The following is a 15171-nucleotide window of genomic DNA, read 5'->3' as shown; positions in this document are numbered from 1 at the left end:
TATCGCGTGAAAGTGCCTATCTAAAGACATATTGGCGAATTGCCGATGAGTGCAAGCCTTGGGAGGCTATTCATTGACGACAGAGACGGTCGATTCAAACCTTTATCGCGAGGCAATGAGCCATTTCGGTGGGCATGTTCAGCTTGTGACGACAGCCGATGGAAGCGAGAGGCGAGGCGTCACGATCACGGCGGCCTGTTCAGTCTCCGATCGGCCTCCTTGCGTACTCGTTTGTCTCAATAATACCAATCCCCGCAATCAAATCTTCTTTCGTACGGGGTATTTCGGCTTGAATACGCTTGGTGCACATCATCAGGCCGTGGCCGACGCCTTTTCGGGAAAATTGCAACTGCCGAACGACGAGCGCTTTGCAACTGGTCAGTTCGAAACGCTCATGACTGGCGCTCCCATTCTGATGGATTCACTTGCTGCATTTGATTGCAGGGTGACCGGAATCAAGCAGATGTCGACCCACCATATTCTGTTTGGTGAGGTTGTTGCGGTGCGGTTTGATGACAGAAGGCCAGCGCTTTTTTATATGAACCGCGATTACCGTATGCTGTGAACTCGTTCCCGAGCAGAGCTGCGTCTCACAATGGTAAGCGAACGGAAAAAAGAAGCGAGTGAGCTGCAGGTCGCCACATTGTTGCTGGCGGCTGGCGTCTCAAGCCGTATGGGCGCGGGCGGTTCGCATAAGCTTCTCGCAGAGTTCAATGGCGTTCCGCTCGTTCGCCATATGGCGATCAACGCGCTCGAAAGCAGATCGCTGCCTGTCACTGTGGTGACTGGTCATCGGCGTGCCGAGATTGAAGCTGTTCTTACAGACCTTCCAATCAACTTGGTGCATAATCCTGACTACCGGAGCGGCATGGCGAGTTCGCTCGTGACAGGCTTCGCCGAGCCTCGCACCACAATGGCTTCTGGTATCTTAGTGCTTCTTGCGGACATGCCGCGTGTTAATGCTGCGCATCTCGACTTGTTGATCGACGACTTTCGCCAGTCGGGAGGAATGGCGGTCACACGTGCAGCACACGGGGATCATCCCGGCAATCCCGTCATCATTCCGCGGGGTCTTTATTGCGAGATGGCCTCGCTTCGGGGGGATCAGGGAGCAAAATCGATCCTTCAGGGCAAAGGGATCGATATCCGTTTCGTCGACATTGGCGAGGCGGCCGTTGTTGATGTTGATACGCCGGCAGCTGTTCTTGCTGAAGGCGGGCTATTGAGGAACTGATGCATGGACAACGATGCAATCCAGGACATGTTTCGATCCCTTGGACCCGTGTCCATCAGGAGGATGTTTGGCGGGAAAGGGATCTACTATGACGGCCGCATTCTCGCGATCGAATATCATGATGAAATTTTGCTGAAGGCCGACAAGCAGACCGAGCAATCTTTCGCATCGGCTGGCGCGCAACGATGGACGTATCTGGGCAAGAAAGGACAGCCAGTTGCCATGCCGTATTGGAGCATTCCGGATGCGGCCTTGGATGACGACGACGAGCTGGCGAAATGGGTAGGACTTGCGTACGAAGCCGCCAGCCGAAGCGCCTGAGTTATCAAATCATCTTCAATGATAGGGGGTGAGGCGCGTCCCAACAGAGTCGATAGCTTTCGACTAAAACAATTCGGAACTTAGTAGACCGAGTGCCGCCTTGGCGAAGACTGACAAGGGCTGAGGCAGCTCATGTTTAGCAAACCAGCCAAAGTCTGAAAGCTTGTCTGGTTCGGTGAGCGAAGGCTCGCCCCTGTAGTCATTAGCGGGATAAAGCATTGAAACCCAGTGTTGGCGATCATCGACGAGCTGTTGTTCGCTAACGCCAAGGAACTGAACTTCCCGGATCTGCAAACCGGTTTCTTCCTGCGCTTCACGACGAGCGGCATCGCTAGCGGGTTCCATGAGGTCCACTTTTCCGCCAACAATGTTCCAGAAACCTGCTTCCGGCGCGTTCAACCGCCTGTAAAGCAAAACCCGGCGTTGGTTCAGGATGACCATCCCAACACCAAGACCGGGAAAATCGATGCCGGGTTTACCCACCCGCGCATCATACCTTTGCGTTTGCGACAATCAGCATGAACGCGGGGATATCGTCGCCAAAACCGACAGGTGTCGGACCGTCGTCGTGATCACGATGACGGCGACGCTCGCGATTGTCATCGTTCGCAGGATAAGGACGAGCGCCACGCGCGCCATTTTGCTGCCGATTATCCTGTTTGCGTTCGTGCTTCACGCTTTCGATTCCTTTTGATCCCTGTTTCGGCTGAACGTCATTATCCTCGACGTCATTATCACTTTTGTGAACCGCTCGCGGTTTGCCGCGCTCGCGATCTTTACCGCGATCACGGCCTTTGCGCCGGGAACGCTCTTCATCGTGGCTTTGTTCCGGTGCGGGAAGCGAGGAAAGATCGCCAGCGGACCATTCGATCTTTTCACCGATGAGCTTTTCGATCACATCGGCATATTTTTGATCATGGCGTGTCACGATAGTGAAGGCTGCACCAGAACGTCCGGCACGGCCCGTGCGACCGATGCGGTGCACATAGTCTTCAGCATGAATGGGAACGTCGAAATTGAAAACATGGCTGACGTCAGGAATGTCGAGACCACGAGCAGCGACATCCGATGCAACGAGAAGCTGGAGGTTGCCCTCTTTAAAATTATGCAACATCGCCGTACGCGAGCGCTGATCCATATCGCCATGAAGCGCACCAACGGAAAATCCATGGCGTTGCAAGGAGCGAAAAAGATCCGATACGTCTTTTTTCCTATTGCAGAAGATAATCGCGTTTTTCAGCTCTGTCTGAGCGCGGATCAGATCGCGCAAGACAGCGCGCTTTTCGTAATCCTTGCCGTGCGAGGCAACGAAACGCTGCGTCACGGTCTTAGCCGTCGAAGAGGGCTTCGCAACTTCGATGCGCTCAGGGTTCTGCAAAAAGCGATCGGCGAGTTTCTGTATTTCGGGCGGCATTGTTGCCGAGAAAAACAGGGTCTGTCGCGTAAAGGGAATGAGTTTCGCAATTCTCTCAATATCTGGGATGAAGCCCATGTCGAGCATACGGTCGGCTTCATCAATAACGAGGATTTCGACGCCGCTCATCAGGAGCTTGCCGCGCTCGCAGTGGTCCAACAGGCGGCCTGGTGTGCAGATTAGCACGTCCGCGCCACGTTCCAGTTTGCGATCCTGATCCTCGAAGGAAACGCCGCCAATCAGGAGGGCCACGTTCAAACGATGATTCTTACCGTATTTCTCAAAATTTTCGGCGACCTGAGCGGCAAGTTCTCGCGTCGGCTCCAGGATCAGAGTGCGCGGCATACGAGCGCGAGCGCGTCCCTGTTCAAGCAGCGATAACATCGGCAGGACGAAAGATGCAGTCTTGCCCGTTCCCGTTTGCGCAATGCCGCAAATATCACGTCGCTGAAGAGCGAATGGAATCGCTCCAGCCTGAATTGGTGTCGGCGTCGTGTAGCCGGCATCGGTAACAGCGGATAGCACTTTTTGGCTCAGGCCAAGATCAGCAAATGTCGTCAAAGGGAAATCTGTTTCCGTCTAGGTTAGCCGATCTCAGGTCGAGTCGGCGGGATTGCATGCCGCAATGCAGCGCGACATAGTAGGAAACTGCCCATAAGTCAAGAAACGGCGCCGATATAGGCGCTCGAACCGTTAATTTTGCTCTAGAAGCTAAAGATTATTGCTTATTCAATGTACTTATTCAGCTTCAATCCGGCATTGATGAAATAAATTGGATCAACCGGGCTACCATTTTCTCGGATCTCATAATGCAGATGCGTTCCGGTCGACCTTCCGGTGCTTCCAGCCAGACCAATTGCGGTATTTCTCCCGACTGTGTCGCCCAACTTGACCAGGATTTGAGCGAGGTGGCCGTAGCGTGTGACGATACCGTTGCCGTGCTCGACTTCCACCATGTTACCATAGCCTCCCGTCCATCCAGCGACGGTCACACGTCCAGGGGCGGTGGGTCGCACGGGCTCGCCGGGGGCGAAACGAAAGTCGATACCTGAATGTAAAGCCAGGCGCCCCAGAAAGGGATCGCGCCGATTGCCAAAGGGGCTGGTTATCTCTTTGCCCACGGCTGGATTGGCAAAAGGTGTCGCGTTGACCAAGGCACGAGCACGTTCGAAACGATCGAGAGCGAGATCGAGCTGGGATAGAGACAGGCCGAAATCGTCGCCCGTCTGGGCCTCTATGAAGGGGCCGCCAACGGGATCGGCATCTTCAGACGCATTGGGCAGCGGAAGGTTAAAACGGCCGATAACTGCCGAAATCGTATCGGCGGCGCTTCCAGCCGCTTGCGCCATGCTTGCCAGCTTTGCTCGTTGATCGTCTTCAACCGCTTTGAGCGAAAGTGTCATATGCGTAAACAGCCGATCAGATCGATCGCCAACGGTCTCATTTTGCGATGTCGATGTCTGTGAGGCCGATACGTTTTCACCTTGTTTGCTGCCAAGAGGAATGATGTTTTTCAATCCATCAAGAGAAAGAGAGCTCTGTTTTTCCTGAGACGCTGCAGGAATATTTTCGTTCTTTGGCGAGGATGAAGAGGATTGACTGAATGCAGCGGTCAGTTTTCCGGCTCTAGCGGTCAAAGCTTCTTGCTGCTCGATCAGTTTGTCGACCTTGTCTTCTACAAGTTGCTGATCAAGGAGTTGGCGGGAAGTGATCCGGTCAACCTGCGCCCTTAACGCAGAAATGCGGTCTTCATAATCGTACTGCATGCGAGCTTGGCGCGCCATAGTCGCGCCAATCAGATCGTCCCGCAGGACAAGATAGGATGTGGCGAGCAGGTAGGACACGAATAAAATCGCGGCCATGCTGATTGCGCCGACCGCCATCCACGGCCGAAACGTCATATGCCGGACGTTGTCGCCGCTGGCCAGAATGAGCAGATGCTCTTCTTTTTGTTTGCCGAAGAGGCGGTTATGCTGGTTCTTTTTCACCGCTGATCGCTCCACCGACATATCGCGATTCGATAGAGTGATTACACAATGTTAAGGTTAACGGCGCGTTAGGAAGAGAGGTATTATCCGCCGCTAGGCATGGCTCACGGCAGTCAAAGAGCGATAGAAAGAAGGGGTTAGTCCAGCCTCGGCTCGCGCAATATCATTGAACGGCGCCTTCAATGGACCACGGAAATTCTCGCGAACGAGTTCTTGGAAGGTGCGGGCAGGGTCGCGTTTTTCGCGGGCGCAAAGGAAACGGAACCACTTCGCGCCAATGGCAACATGGCCTTTTTCGTCATTGTAGATGACGTCGAGCACCGCTGCGCTTTCGAGATCTCCGCTGTCGCGCATTTTCGCCTGTAGGGCAGGCGTAACATCAAGGCCCCTTGCTTCAAGGATCAAGGGGACGACGGCAAGCCTTGCCGTCAAGTCGTTTCGCGTCGCATGAGCGGCCTGCCACAACCCGTCATGAGCCGGCAGGTCGCCGTAATCGGCACCAAGCTGGTTCAATCTCTGCCTGACCATATTGAAATGTTTGGCCTCTTCGAATGCAACTTGCATCCAGCCGTCGAAAAACGAGTTCGGCACAGCCTCGGTCGCAAATCGAGCAACAATATCGAGCGCAAGATCGACTGCATTCAGTTCGATATGAGCGATGGCGTGGAGCAGCGCAATTCGTCCTTTCAGGCTATGAAGGGAGCGTCGCTCGACTTTCGTCGGCGGAATGAGGTCCGGCTTTTCCGGCCGCCCTGGACGATCTGGAACGCTCTGGTCCATCGGTGAGCGCAAGGACAGGCGCCGTTCCTGCCAGAGTGTTGCGGTCTGTTGCGCGAGCGCGGTTTTGACGCCCAGATCGGGTGAGGAGATCGCTGCCACGGCTCCGCCGCGCAGCGATCTGATTTTCATGGGCTCAGGCATTCCCCAGCGACCGGACTGCTTCCAGCACGGCCTCTGCATGACCGGGCACTTTCACCTTGTTCCAGATAACGGCAATTTTCCCATCTGGCCCGATGAGAAAGGTTGTGCGCTCGACGCCCATATAGGTCCGCCCATACATGCTCTTTTCTTTCCACACGCCATATGCTTCCAGCATTTTCTTGTCTTCATCCGAGGCGAGGATTACCGAAAGCGAATGTTTTTTCTTGAATTTATCGTGGCAACTTGGGGAGTCTGGCGATACGCCGACGACCGTCGCTCCCACCTTGGCAAATTCATTGCTCAAAGCTGTAAAATTGATCGCCTCAGTCGTGCATCCAGAGGTGTCGTCTTTAGGATAAAAATAAAGAACCAGCGGCTTGCCCTGGAAATCACCGAGCTTGACGCGGTCGCCGCCATCGCGGGGCAGGTCAAAATCCGGAGCCGGGGTGCCGATGCCAATATCTGCCATGGAGAAACCTTTCTTTTGCCCTCTTTATGGGTCACAGTTTAACGATAGCTATATATTGTTCTATCAGCGGCGGGCCAGAGTTCGGCCGCCATTTCGTTTGAAGAGGCATACACGAGCGCATGTCGGCAATACGCGGCGAAAAAGTGACCTTTCGTAAGAAGGACATCGTCGCATTGCACGATCTCCCATCGGCAAAGGCCGAAGACCCGCTGATCGTTCACTGCCCGCCGCATCGTGTTGCTAGGCGCAGAACTATCCGCGCTTTTGTTGGCGTTCTGTCCTTACTGCTCGTTCTTGTTGTCGGGCTCGTTGGCGTTATCGAGTCAGGCATGTTTGACAGAAGCCTGACCAGCAGAGCGCAAACCGCACTGAACGACGTTGTGGGGCCGCGCTATAGTGCACAGATTGGATCGACTGGCATTCGCTTCACGTCGCAATTGCAATTGGCCTTGGAAGCTCGCGATGTCAGCATGACCGACTTGCAAAGCGGTCGGCACCTGTCCACGACAGGCTCGCTGCGCATGGTTCTCGATCCATTGAAACTGCTGAAGGGCAATGTGGCGGTCTCGAGCATATCAGCCGATGATATAGCTCTCGACACAGGTCTTCTACCGGCCGGCAATCCCGTCAAGCTGACTGACCTGCGGGTCGACTCGCTGCCGCAAGCGCTGGAAGAGACCTTTGCACATCTTGATATCCTTCATAATTTCGTTTCCAAGAGCAATACCAGCGCGGTTGAACTTTCCGGGATCGACATCAAACTTGCAGATACGGCTAATGGGCCTTTATCGATCAGGATCGATGATCTCACCTTCCGCCGTATTGGCGCAGGCTCGCTTCAGCTTGATGGCGATATCGCGATCAACGGGAAGGTTGCCCGTCTTTCCGTGGAAGCCCTAACGAGCGGCGATCACGTTACGCGGCTGGTTGCGCATATGACCGATACCGATCTCGCTCCCTTCGCGCTCAAGAGGAATGAGCAAGGAGAGATCCGTCAGGGAGTGCAGGCTTCTGCCGACCTGACCGTTTCTGCTGCGCGTGCGATCGACGGTATACAGCCTGTCCTGACGGCATCGGCCGATATCAAGTCGGGCTTTCTCTATATGGACGGGGATCAGCAAGAACTGACGAGCGGAAAAATAAACCTCGGCTATAATTTCGAGAAGAAGTCGCTGGAGATCGAACGCTCCAATCTTCAGTTGGCCGCGAGCAGCATTCCGTTGAACGGCGCGATCATCGATCTCGATCAAATAGACCCTTCAGCCGGAAAGGGATTCGGTATCGATCTTCTGGTCAGCGGCGGCGTGGCCGCACCGATCGGATCGGGAGAACAGCCGCTCGGCTTTGATATTCAGGCGACAGGACAATTTCTTTCCGAATCGCGAGAGCTCCAGTTTTCGAAGATGGCCGTGGCGAGTGCAGCTGGTTCGTTTTACGGTTCTCTTCACGTGAAATTTGCAGATGTCTCGCCCGAAATTAGCTTTGTCGGGCAATCCGAGAAATTGCAAACCACCGCCGTCAAGCAGCTTTGGCCATTCTGGATGGCTCCGAAGGCCCGCGATTGGACACTTCACAATCTTTTCGGCGGCACTGTCACCAACGCCTCCCTGTCTGTCTTCATCCCTTTTGGCATGCTCGACGAAGCTGTGACCAAAGGCTTGCACCTCGACGAGAAGCAGATCCACATCGCGTTCGACGTTTCTGACACCAGAATGAACGTCACAGGCGATATTCCCCCAATCAGGGATACCTCAGCGCATTTCGACCTCAGCGGTCCCAAGCTCACGGTCGCGTTGCAGAGCGGGACATCTTTCTTTGCATCTGGACGCTCCGTCGCGGTAGGCCAGGGCACATTCATCCTGCCTTCAACCTACGAGAAGCCGCTGATGGCGGAAATCAATCTTCCTATAACGGGTTCTGCAGATTCCGTCGGCGAGCTGCTGACATACAAACCTTTGCAGGTTTTGCAACGTGCAGATCTGACACCGGCGGATCTCAAAGGGCAGGTGGCTGCACAGGTGAGCGCCCGCTTTGGTTTGATCCAATCGCAAAATCCGCCTGAGCCGGTCTGGAATGCGACCCTTGATTTGACGAATGTCGATATCAACAAACAGATCTCGGGACGTACGATCAGTCGCGTCAACGGTAAGTTGACGGCAGATCCAGACAAGGTTTTCCTCGACGCGAAGGCGCAAATTGACGGAATTCCTGCCGATATCGAAATTACGCAGCCAGTCAGCAAAACAGCGAACATCCAGGCGCAGCAGGTCATTATTGCCAGCTTGAGCGATCAGCAGAGAAACAAGATTATTCCTGGCTTGGCCGACATGATCGACGGCGATATCAAGGTCGAACTCGATAAGCTCGATGACAACCGCCAGAATGTCACCGTCGACCTTGGCCAAGCGACAGTGAAGCTACCCTGGATCGGCTGGTCTAAGGGAAGCGGCATTAACGCAAACGCGACCTTTGAACTTTCCGGCGCTGCAGACAACATACAGCTGAAGAACTTCAAGCTTCGAGGGGAGGGTTTCGGCGCGAGCGGAAACCTGTCGATCAACAAAGGCAGCTTGACCTCGGCTGATTTTGATCAGGTCAAGCTCTCCAGCCTCGACGATTTCGCCGTGTCGGTGAAGCGCAGCAAATCGAGCTTCGACGTGACGGTTGCCGGCGACAGCGCCGATCTCCGCCCGATTCTTGCCCGCCTCAAATCGGACAAGGATGGCGGCGATGACGACGGCGGCAGTTCCGCGTCGCCCACGGTTACCGTCCACGCTAAACTGGACAAGGTGGCAGGGTTCAACGACGAGAGGCTCGCAAACCTCAATGCGACTTACGTTGCCTCGGGCAGCCGCGTAAAGACGGTGAACTTCACGAGCGTAACGTCGAGCGGTCAAGCCTTCGTTGGGCAGACGGTCGATGATGGTGCTATTCGCCTCACAAGCGGCGATGCCGGTTCCGTCGCGCGCTTTGCCGATCTTTACCAGCATGTCCAAGGCGGTCTGCTGAACCTCACGATCAGGCCTGGTAGCGGCAAGGATTGGGATGGCGCGATCGATCTTCGTCGTTTCACGCTGGTGAACGAGCAGAGGTTGAAGTCGATCGTCAGCACGCCCGTTGGCCAAAATCAGCAAAGCCTGAATTCGGCGGTGAAACGGGATATCGATACGTCCGCGCAGCGTTTTCAAAGAGGATTTGCCCGTGTCTATTCGCGGGACGGGATCGTTGCCGTTGAAAATGGCGTCGTCCGGGGCGATCAGGTGGGCGCTGTTTTCCAAGGTGTCATCCGCGATGCGCGCGGCAACATGGACATGACCGGCACCTTTATGCCTGCCTATGGATTGAACCGCCTCTTTGCGGAACTGCCGGTGATCGGTTTCATTCTCGGCAATGGCAGTGACCGCGGTTTGATCGGTATTACCTTCCGTCTCACCGGTAAGTTCGACAAACCAAACCTTCAGATCAATCCGTTGTCGATCATCGCGCCGGGTGTTTTCCGAAATATCTTCGAGTTTCAATGAAAATGGCCGGCAGCGAGCCGGCCTGAGTTCGATCCATTCTGATCAGGCCTTACTCTGGTCTTACTAGGATATGTTTCTTTTTGCCGAGAGAAAGCTTGATCACGCCGTCGGCGCTGACCTCTGCCGTACCAATCGCTTTTCTCTCGTCTGAAACCGCAACATCGTTGATCCGCACGGCACCGCCTTGAACGTGGCGCCGAGCCTCGCCGTTCGAGGCAGCCAAGCCTGCCCGCACGACGAGGGACAGAAGGCCGATACCGGCTTCCAGTTCGGCTTTAGTTACCGAAATTGACGGGAGGTTATCGGCGAGGGCTCCTTCCTCGAAGGTCTTGCGCGCAGTCTCTGCGGCTTCCTCAGCAGCCTGGCGTCCATGCAGCATAGCAGTGACTTCGGTCGCCAGAAGCTTTTTGGCTTCGTTGATTTCAGATCCGCCCAGTGCGGCAAGCTTTTCTATTTCCGCCATCGGCAGCGTCGTAAAGAGCTTGAGAAAGCGCACAACGTCGGCGTCTTCGGTATTTCGCCAATACTGCCAGAAATCATAGACGGGCATCAGGTCAGCATTCAGCCACACAGCGCCTGATACCGACTTGCCCATCTTCGCGCCTGAGGACGTCGTCAAGAGAGGAGACGTCAGAGCATAGAGCTGCGGCGTCCCCATGCGGTGACCCAAGTCAATGCCGTTGACAATATTGCCCCATTGATCGGAGCCGCCCATCTGCAAACGTACATCGTAGCGCTTGTTCAGCTCCACGAAGTCGTAAGCTTGAAGGATCATGTAATTGAATTCGAGAAACGACAGTGACTGCTCACGATCGAGACGCGTTTTCACGCTGTCAAAAGAAAGCATGCGATTGACTGAGAAATGACGGCCAACATCACGCAGGAACTCAAGGTAATTCAGCGGCCGAAGCCACTCGGCATTGTTGATCATCAATGCCTTGTTCTGTCCGTTGTCATAATCAAGGTAATTCGAGAACACTCGCTTCAAGGACGAAATATTTTCTTCGATCATATCGATCGTCATAAGCTTTCGTGCTTCTTCCTTGAACGACGGATCGCCCACCATACCAGTGCCGCCACCCATCAGCGAGATCGCGCGATGCCCTGTCTTCTGCAGCCAGTGCAGCATGACGATCTGTGTCAGGCTACCGACATGCAGGGACGGCGCCGTAGGATCAAAGCCGATATAGGCCGTGACCGTTTCCTTTGCGAAGAGATCATCAAGGCCGGTTTCATCAGAAATTTGATGAATAAAGCCGCGCTCTTTCAAAATGCGCAGGAAATCGGATTTAAATTCGGTCATGGCTTCGTCTCTTTTCAGTGCGGTGCTATCTAGTCTTATTGAACCGACGCGGGGCGTTTAGCACTGTTTCAAGCTCTATGCACTATTCGGCCGGTGGTTTTTTGGGAGGCCCATCATGACAAAAACAAGAACCGCGATCGGGCTGATGAGCGGCACGTCGATGGACGGCATCGATGTCGCACTTTTACGCACGGATGGAGATGCTGTTATCGAGCAGGGGCCATCTTTCGGCGTTCCCTATGATGCCTCATTTCGTTCATCGCTAAAACGCGCGCTGGAACTGGCAAAGCCCCTGCGAGATAGAAAGCAGCGCCCAGAAGAGTTGGCGCAGATCGAGCGCGAACTAACGCTTCTCCACGCAGAAGCGGTCAAGCAGTTTCTGAAAGACAAAGATATCGATGCCTCGGAAGTCGATGTCATTGGATTTCATGGACAGACTGTCTTGCATAGACCGAATGAGGGGCTGACCATCCAAATCGGAGATGGTCCGCTTCTTGCGAAGGAAACTGGTATTGACGTCGTTTATGACATGCGGGCCAATGATATGGCGCATGGGGGACAGGGCGCGCCTTTGGTGCCGGTCTATCACTCAGGACTTGCCCGGAGCCTCGAGGATGCTGAATTGCCGATCTGTTTCGTCAATATCGGCGGGATATCCAATCTGACCTATTGCGGGCAGGATGGTACGATGATCGCGTTCGATAGCGGGCCTGGTAACAACTTGATCGATCAATGGGTCGAAATGCATACGGACATGTTCTACGACGATTGCGGAATGATTGGCTGCAAAGGCGGCGTCAAACATGATCTTGTGCAGGAATATCTCAGTCATCCTTTCTTTTCAGGCAATCAGCGACGCTCGCTTGATCGCCATGATTTTGCGCCACCGGAAAAACAGAGCCTGGAGATCGCTGATGGCGCCAGAACGCTTGCCCATGTTGCTGCCGCGTCAATTTTGAAATCCGCCTCCTATCTTCCGCAGCCTCCGCGTCTGTATGTCATTTGCGGCGGTGGACGTCACAACCGGATGATCATGCACGACCTATGCGAACTTGCCGATAGGCAAGGAGCCGATACGGTTACCGCCGATGATCTTGGTCTGAACGGTGACGCCATGGAAGCTGAGGCTTGGGCCTATCTGGCGGTGAGGTCGCTGGAAGGGCTGCCCCTCACTTTTCCTTCGACCACTGGCGTAAAAGAACCAGTCAGCGGTGGCGTTTTGGCAAAAGCATGACTGAGACCATCCTCGAAACTGAACGGCTGATGCTGGTGATGTGGGATAGAGGTGATGCGGATCTTATCCAAAGTCTGCACTCGAGCATGGCAACCACGCAATTTATGGCAGACCGGGCTCCTTGGAGCATTGAGAAGTGCCAGCTTCGCCTTGCTGGCTGGTTTGCGGAGCATCAAACTTTTGGCACCACGAAATACAAGCTTATCGAACGCGCGACGGGAAGGTTTATCGGCCGCGCTGGGATCTCGCCTGATGCAGTGTCAACGGATTACGAGCTGGGTTATGCTCTTTGCGAAGATGCTTGGAACAAGGGCTTTGCAACCGAAATAGCAAGATCCCTAGTCAGCTGGTTTTTGCACGTTCGATATCGGCGCGGCTGATCGCCTTTGCCCATCCGAAGAACGCTGCGTCGCAGCGTGTATTGGCTAAGACCGGCTTTCGTCCAAGAGGGATGCGCTGGTTCGATGACGTTGAAGCGCCAGTTTTCGAAGTCACCGCAGCCGACATACGGCCATCAACGTCATAGTCACGTTGGGTTCACCTCATATGCCGCTAAGATGGAACGAGTGAAGCGCGTGCCCAACAAAAAAGGCGATCTTGCGACCGCCTTTCTGAAAGTTCGCTTTTAGCGAATGCGCTTTGCCGCAGGTTCAGGCACGAGCTCGCCGTTCAAGCGTCGATCGAGATAATCTTCACATTCGAGCATCAACTCATCCACCTTCCCGTTAAAGAAGTGGTTGGCGCCTGGCACTGTGCGATGCGTGATCAAGATGCCCTTTTGGGTCTTCAGTTTTTCTACCAGGCCGTTCACATCCTTTTCAGGTGCGACTTTATCGGCTTCACCATTGATGATCAGGCCGGAAGAGGGGCAGGGGGCCAGAAACGAAAAGTCGTAGGTATTTGGCTGCGGTGCGACCGAAATGAAGCCCTCAATCTCCGGACGGCGCATCAAGAGCTGCATTCCGATCCATGAGCCAAACGAATAGCCGGCGACCCAGCAGTTTTTCGAATCAGGATGAAGAGCCTGGACCCAATCAAGGGCAGAGGCAGCATCAGAAAGTTCACCGGCACCGTGATCGAACTCGCCTTGGCTGCGGCCTATACCGCGGAAGTTGAAGCGCAAGGTCGTAAAGCCGCGCTTTTGAAACATGTAGAAGAGTTGGTACACGATCTGATTGTTCATCGTGCCGCCGAACTGCGGATGCGGATGCAAAATGAGCGCGATTGGAGCGCTTTTTTCCTTAGAGGGCTGATATCGACCTTCAAGGCGGCCGGCGGGGCCGTTGAAAATTATTTCGGGCATCTGAACTCCGGCTTTTATCCCGTTCTTCATGCGCAAGACTTGACGAATGCTGTCAGCTTTTCTAAAACGCAGTTTAGAACAATTCGAAACTTGCGTGCGATTACGCAGTGTGAACGTCTCATACGGCAAGCCCGGCGGAAATTTCAAGAAAAATGAGCCGTCACGCCTGCCGAGTAGGAAATAGGGTCTGGCCGGATGCTCGCGCCGCGTGTCTATCTCGATTGGAATGCGACCTCGCCGCTGCACCCGCGGGCGCGGGATGCCACGACCAGGGCGCTCGATTTGATTGGTAATCCGAACTCGGTTCATGGCGAAGGCCGCGCGGCGCGCGCCATCGTAGAGGCAGCACGGCGTCAGGTTGCCGCTTTGGTTGGTGCGCAGCCAGCCAACATTGTGTTTACTGCGAGCGCGACAGAGGCGGCAAATATGGTTTTGACGCCGGATTTTCGAATGGGTCGCAAAACGCTTGCAATCGGCCATCTTTATTTCAGCGCGATTGAACATCCGGCAGTGCGCGAAGGTGGTCAGTTTTCGCCGCAGCAGATGACAGAGATACCGGTCACCTCCAAGGGCGTCGTTGATCTTGATGGTCTTGCTCGTTTGCTTTCATCGCACGACCGTTCGTTGGGGCTGCCGATGGTCGCTATTATGGCTGCCAATAACGAAACCGGCATCGTCCAGCCAGTGAAGGAAGCCGCTGCGCTTGTCAAACTTCACGGCGGCCTCATGGTTGTCGATGCCGTCCAGGCGGCTGGTCGCCTTGTTGTTGATATCGAAGATCTGGCGGTCGATTTTCTGATTATCTCCGCGCACAAGATTGGTGGTCCCAAGGGGGCAGGTGCGCTCGTTTCGCGCGGTGAAATCCTGATGCCGAAACCGCTGATACACGGCGGAGGCCAGGAAAAAGGTCACCGGTCAGGAACTGAAAATGTTGCCGCCTTGGCCGGCTTCGGCGCGGCGGCAGAGGCGGCGCGCGAAGAGATGAGTAAGGCCGGTCATAGGCTACACGAATTGAGAGCGCGTCTGGAAGACGGGATGCGCAGAGCGGCGCCCGACGTGATAATTCATGGGGAAGATACCGAGCGTTTGCCCAATACGACGTTCTTCAGCCTACCCGGTTTGAAGTCGGAAACGGGACAGATCGCATTCGATTTGGAAGGGATTTCCGTCTCTGCGGGGTCAGCATGCTCCTCGGGCAAGGTTGGAGAAAGCCATGTCCTCAGCGCAATGGGATGTGACGCCCGTCTCGGTGCGCTTAGGATCTCGCTTGGCTTTTCGACCGACGCGGAACACATCGACGCGGCATTGGCCGCTTTTGCCAAGATTGCAGGTCGGCGAAAGCCGGCGGGCGCGGCGGCCTGACCGCTTCAGAAATTGCGGAAATTGAGAAAATCCGCTTGCCATGTGGGCTGAAAAACCCCTTTTGGCGTCTTACATATAGGGCACCGACAACGTGCCAGTGA

The 15171-nt window shown here is 54.7% G+C and carries 14 protein-coding genes; 7 read left to right on the top strand and 7 right to left on the bottom strand.

Annotated elements, in window-relative coordinates; all coding sequences use genetic code 11:
* Positions 1–115 precede the first annotated feature (115 nt).
* The 3 genes from VQ830_RS03990 to VQ830_RS03980 are packed head-to-tail and all read left to right on the top strand — an operon-like array spanning position 116 to position 1555.
* Positions 116–565, top strand: coding sequence for a flavin reductase family protein (locus VQ830_RS03990; RefSeq protein WP_337267122.1), 450 nt, complete (start codon positions 116–118; stop codon positions 563–565).
* 30 nt (positions 566–595) lie between these two features.
* Positions 596–1234 carry a nucleotidyltransferase family protein gene (locus tag VQ830_RS03985; protein ID WP_337266782.1) on the top strand — a complete coding sequence of 213 codons (639 nt, stop codon included), beginning with the start codon at positions 596–598 and terminating at the stop codon, positions 1232–1234.
* A gap of 3 nt (positions 1235–1237) precedes the next feature.
* Positions 1238–1555 carry a TfoX/Sxy family protein gene (locus tag VQ830_RS03980; RefSeq protein ID WP_337266781.1) on the top strand — a complete coding sequence of 106 codons (318 nt, stop codon included), beginning with the start codon at positions 1238–1240 and terminating at the stop codon, positions 1553–1555.
* 63 nt (positions 1556–1618) lie between these two features.
* On the opposite strand, the gene VQ830_RS03975 is transcribed toward VQ830_RS03980, so the two are convergent.
* The 5 genes from VQ830_RS03975 to VQ830_RS03955 form a co-directional block, all read right to left on the bottom strand.
* Positions 1619–2038: an NUDIX domain-containing protein gene (locus VQ830_RS03975; RefSeq protein WP_337266780.1), complete on the bottom strand. Its 420-nt coding sequence runs from the start codon at positions 2036–2038 to the stop codon at positions 1619–1621.
* 7 nt (positions 2039–2045) lie between these two features.
* Positions 2046–3530, bottom strand: coding sequence for a DEAD/DEAH box helicase (locus VQ830_RS03970; protein WP_337266779.1), 1485 nt, complete (start codon positions 3528–3530; stop codon positions 2046–2048).
* 164 nt (positions 3531–3694) lie between these two features.
* Positions 3695–4957 (bottom strand): M23 family metallopeptidase, encoded by a 1263-nt coding sequence (locus VQ830_RS03965; protein WP_438617199.1) that lies wholly within the window; start codon positions 4955–4957, stop codon positions 3695–3697.
* A 93-nt stretch (positions 4958–5050) separates the two neighbouring features.
* The gene (locus tag VQ830_RS03960) at positions 5051–5866 is read right to left on the bottom strand and encodes a ferritin-like domain-containing protein (protein WP_438617197.1); all 816 of its coding nucleotides are present in this window, start codon (positions 5864–5866) and stop codon (positions 5051–5053) included.
* A 4-nt stretch (positions 5867–5870) separates the two neighbouring features.
* A complete protein-coding gene (locus VQ830_RS03955; RefSeq protein ID WP_337266776.1) occupies positions 5871–6347 on the bottom strand; it encodes a peroxiredoxin in 477 nt (158 codons plus the stop codon).
* A gap of 119 nt (positions 6348–6466) precedes the next feature.
* Between VQ830_RS03955 and VQ830_RS03950 the strand changes: the two genes are divergently transcribed.
* Positions 6467–9868 carry a YhdP family protein gene (locus VQ830_RS03950; RefSeq protein WP_337266775.1) on the top strand — a complete coding sequence of 1134 codons (3402 nt, stop codon included), beginning with the start codon at positions 6467–6469 and terminating at the stop codon, positions 9866–9868.
* A 49-nt stretch (positions 9869–9917) separates the two neighbouring features.
* Here the strand turns inward: VQ830_RS03950 and tyrS are convergent, their stop codons facing one another.
* Entirely contained in the window at positions 9918–11171 is a 1254-nt protein-coding gene (tyrS, locus tag VQ830_RS03945) for a tyrosine--tRNA ligase (RefSeq protein ID WP_337266774.1), read from the bottom strand.
* A gap of 115 nt (positions 11172–11286) precedes the next feature.
* Here tyrS and VQ830_RS03940 point away from each other — a divergent pair, with 115 nt between their 5' ends.
* Together VQ830_RS03940 and VQ830_RS03935 are read left to right on the top strand one after the other, a co-directional pair.
* Positions 11287–12405 (top strand): anhydro-N-acetylmuramic acid kinase, encoded by a 1119-nt coding sequence (locus VQ830_RS03940; RefSeq protein WP_337266773.1) that lies wholly within the window; start codon positions 11287–11289, stop codon positions 12403–12405.
* Positions 12402–12785 (top strand): GNAT family N-acetyltransferase, encoded by a 384-nt coding sequence (locus VQ830_RS03935; protein WP_337266772.1) that lies wholly within the window; start codon positions 12402–12404, stop codon positions 12783–12785. Before VQ830_RS03940 ends, VQ830_RS03935 begins: the two co-directional genes overlap by 4 nt.
* Before the next feature lie 245 nt (positions 12786–13030).
* Here the strand turns inward: VQ830_RS03935 and VQ830_RS03930 are convergent, their stop codons facing one another.
* The gene (locus VQ830_RS03930; RefSeq protein ID WP_337266771.1) at positions 13031–13708 is read right to left on the bottom strand and encodes an alpha/beta hydrolase; all 678 of its coding nucleotides are present in this window, start codon (positions 13706–13708) and stop codon (positions 13031–13033) included.
* A gap of 195 nt (positions 13709–13903) precedes the next feature.
* Between VQ830_RS03930 and VQ830_RS03925 the strand changes: the two genes are divergently transcribed.
* Entirely contained in the window at positions 13904–15070 is a 1167-nt protein-coding gene (locus VQ830_RS03925; RefSeq protein ID WP_337266770.1) for a cysteine desulfurase family protein, read from the top strand.
* Positions 15071–15171: the final 101 nt, after the last annotated feature.

The organism is Oryzifoliimicrobium ureilyticum (assembly GCF_037199735.1).
Classification (GTDB): domain Bacteria; phylum Pseudomonadota; class Alphaproteobacteria; order Rhizobiales; family Rhizobiaceae; genus Rhizobium; species Rhizobium ureilyticus.
Note: the sequence above shows the minus strand (reverse complement) of the source record. Positions and strands in the feature narration are given on the sequence as shown.

Excerpts from the sequence above, each read along its gene's own strand:
- VQ830_RS03990 (WP_337267122.1), top strand. The coding sequence starts at position 116 with ATGAGCCATTTCGGTGGGCATGTTCAGCTTGTGACGACAGCCGATGGA.
- VQ830_RS03985 (WP_337266782.1), top strand. The coding sequence starts at position 596 with ATGGTAAGCGAACGGAAAAAAGAAGCGAGTGAGCTGCAGGTCGCCACA.
- VQ830_RS03980 (WP_337266781.1), top strand. The coding sequence starts at position 1,238 with ATGGACAACGATGCAATCCAGGACATGTTTCGATCCCTTGGACCCGTG.
- VQ830_RS03960 (WP_438617197.1), bottom strand. The coding sequence starts at position 5,866 with ATGAAAATCAGATCGCTGCGCGGCGGAGCCGTGGCAGCGATCTCCTCA.
- VQ830_RS03955 (WP_337266776.1), bottom strand. The coding sequence starts at position 6,347 with ATGGCAGATATTGGCATCGGCACCCCGGCTCCGGATTTTGACCTGCCC.
- VQ830_RS03950 (WP_337266775.1), top strand. The coding sequence starts at position 6,467 with ATGTCGGCAATACGCGGCGAAAAAGTGACCTTTCGTAAGAAGGACATC.
- tyrS (WP_337266774.1), bottom strand. The coding sequence starts at position 11,171 with ATGACCGAATTTAAATCCGATTTCCTGCGCATTTTGAAAGAGCGCGGC.
- VQ830_RS03940 (WP_337266773.1), top strand. The coding sequence starts at position 11,287 with ATGACAAAAACAAGAACCGCGATCGGGCTGATGAGCGGCACGTCGATG.
- VQ830_RS03935 (WP_337266772.1), top strand. The coding sequence starts at position 12,402 with ATGACTGAGACCATCCTCGAAACTGAACGGCTGATGCTGGTGATGTGG.
- VQ830_RS03930 (WP_337266771.1), bottom strand. The coding sequence starts at position 13,708 with ATGCCCGAAATAATTTTCAACGGCCCCGCCGGCCGCCTTGAAGGTCGA.
- VQ830_RS03925 (WP_337266770.1), top strand. The coding sequence starts at position 13,904 with ATGCTCGCGCCGCGTGTCTATCTCGATTGGAATGCGACCTCGCCGCTG.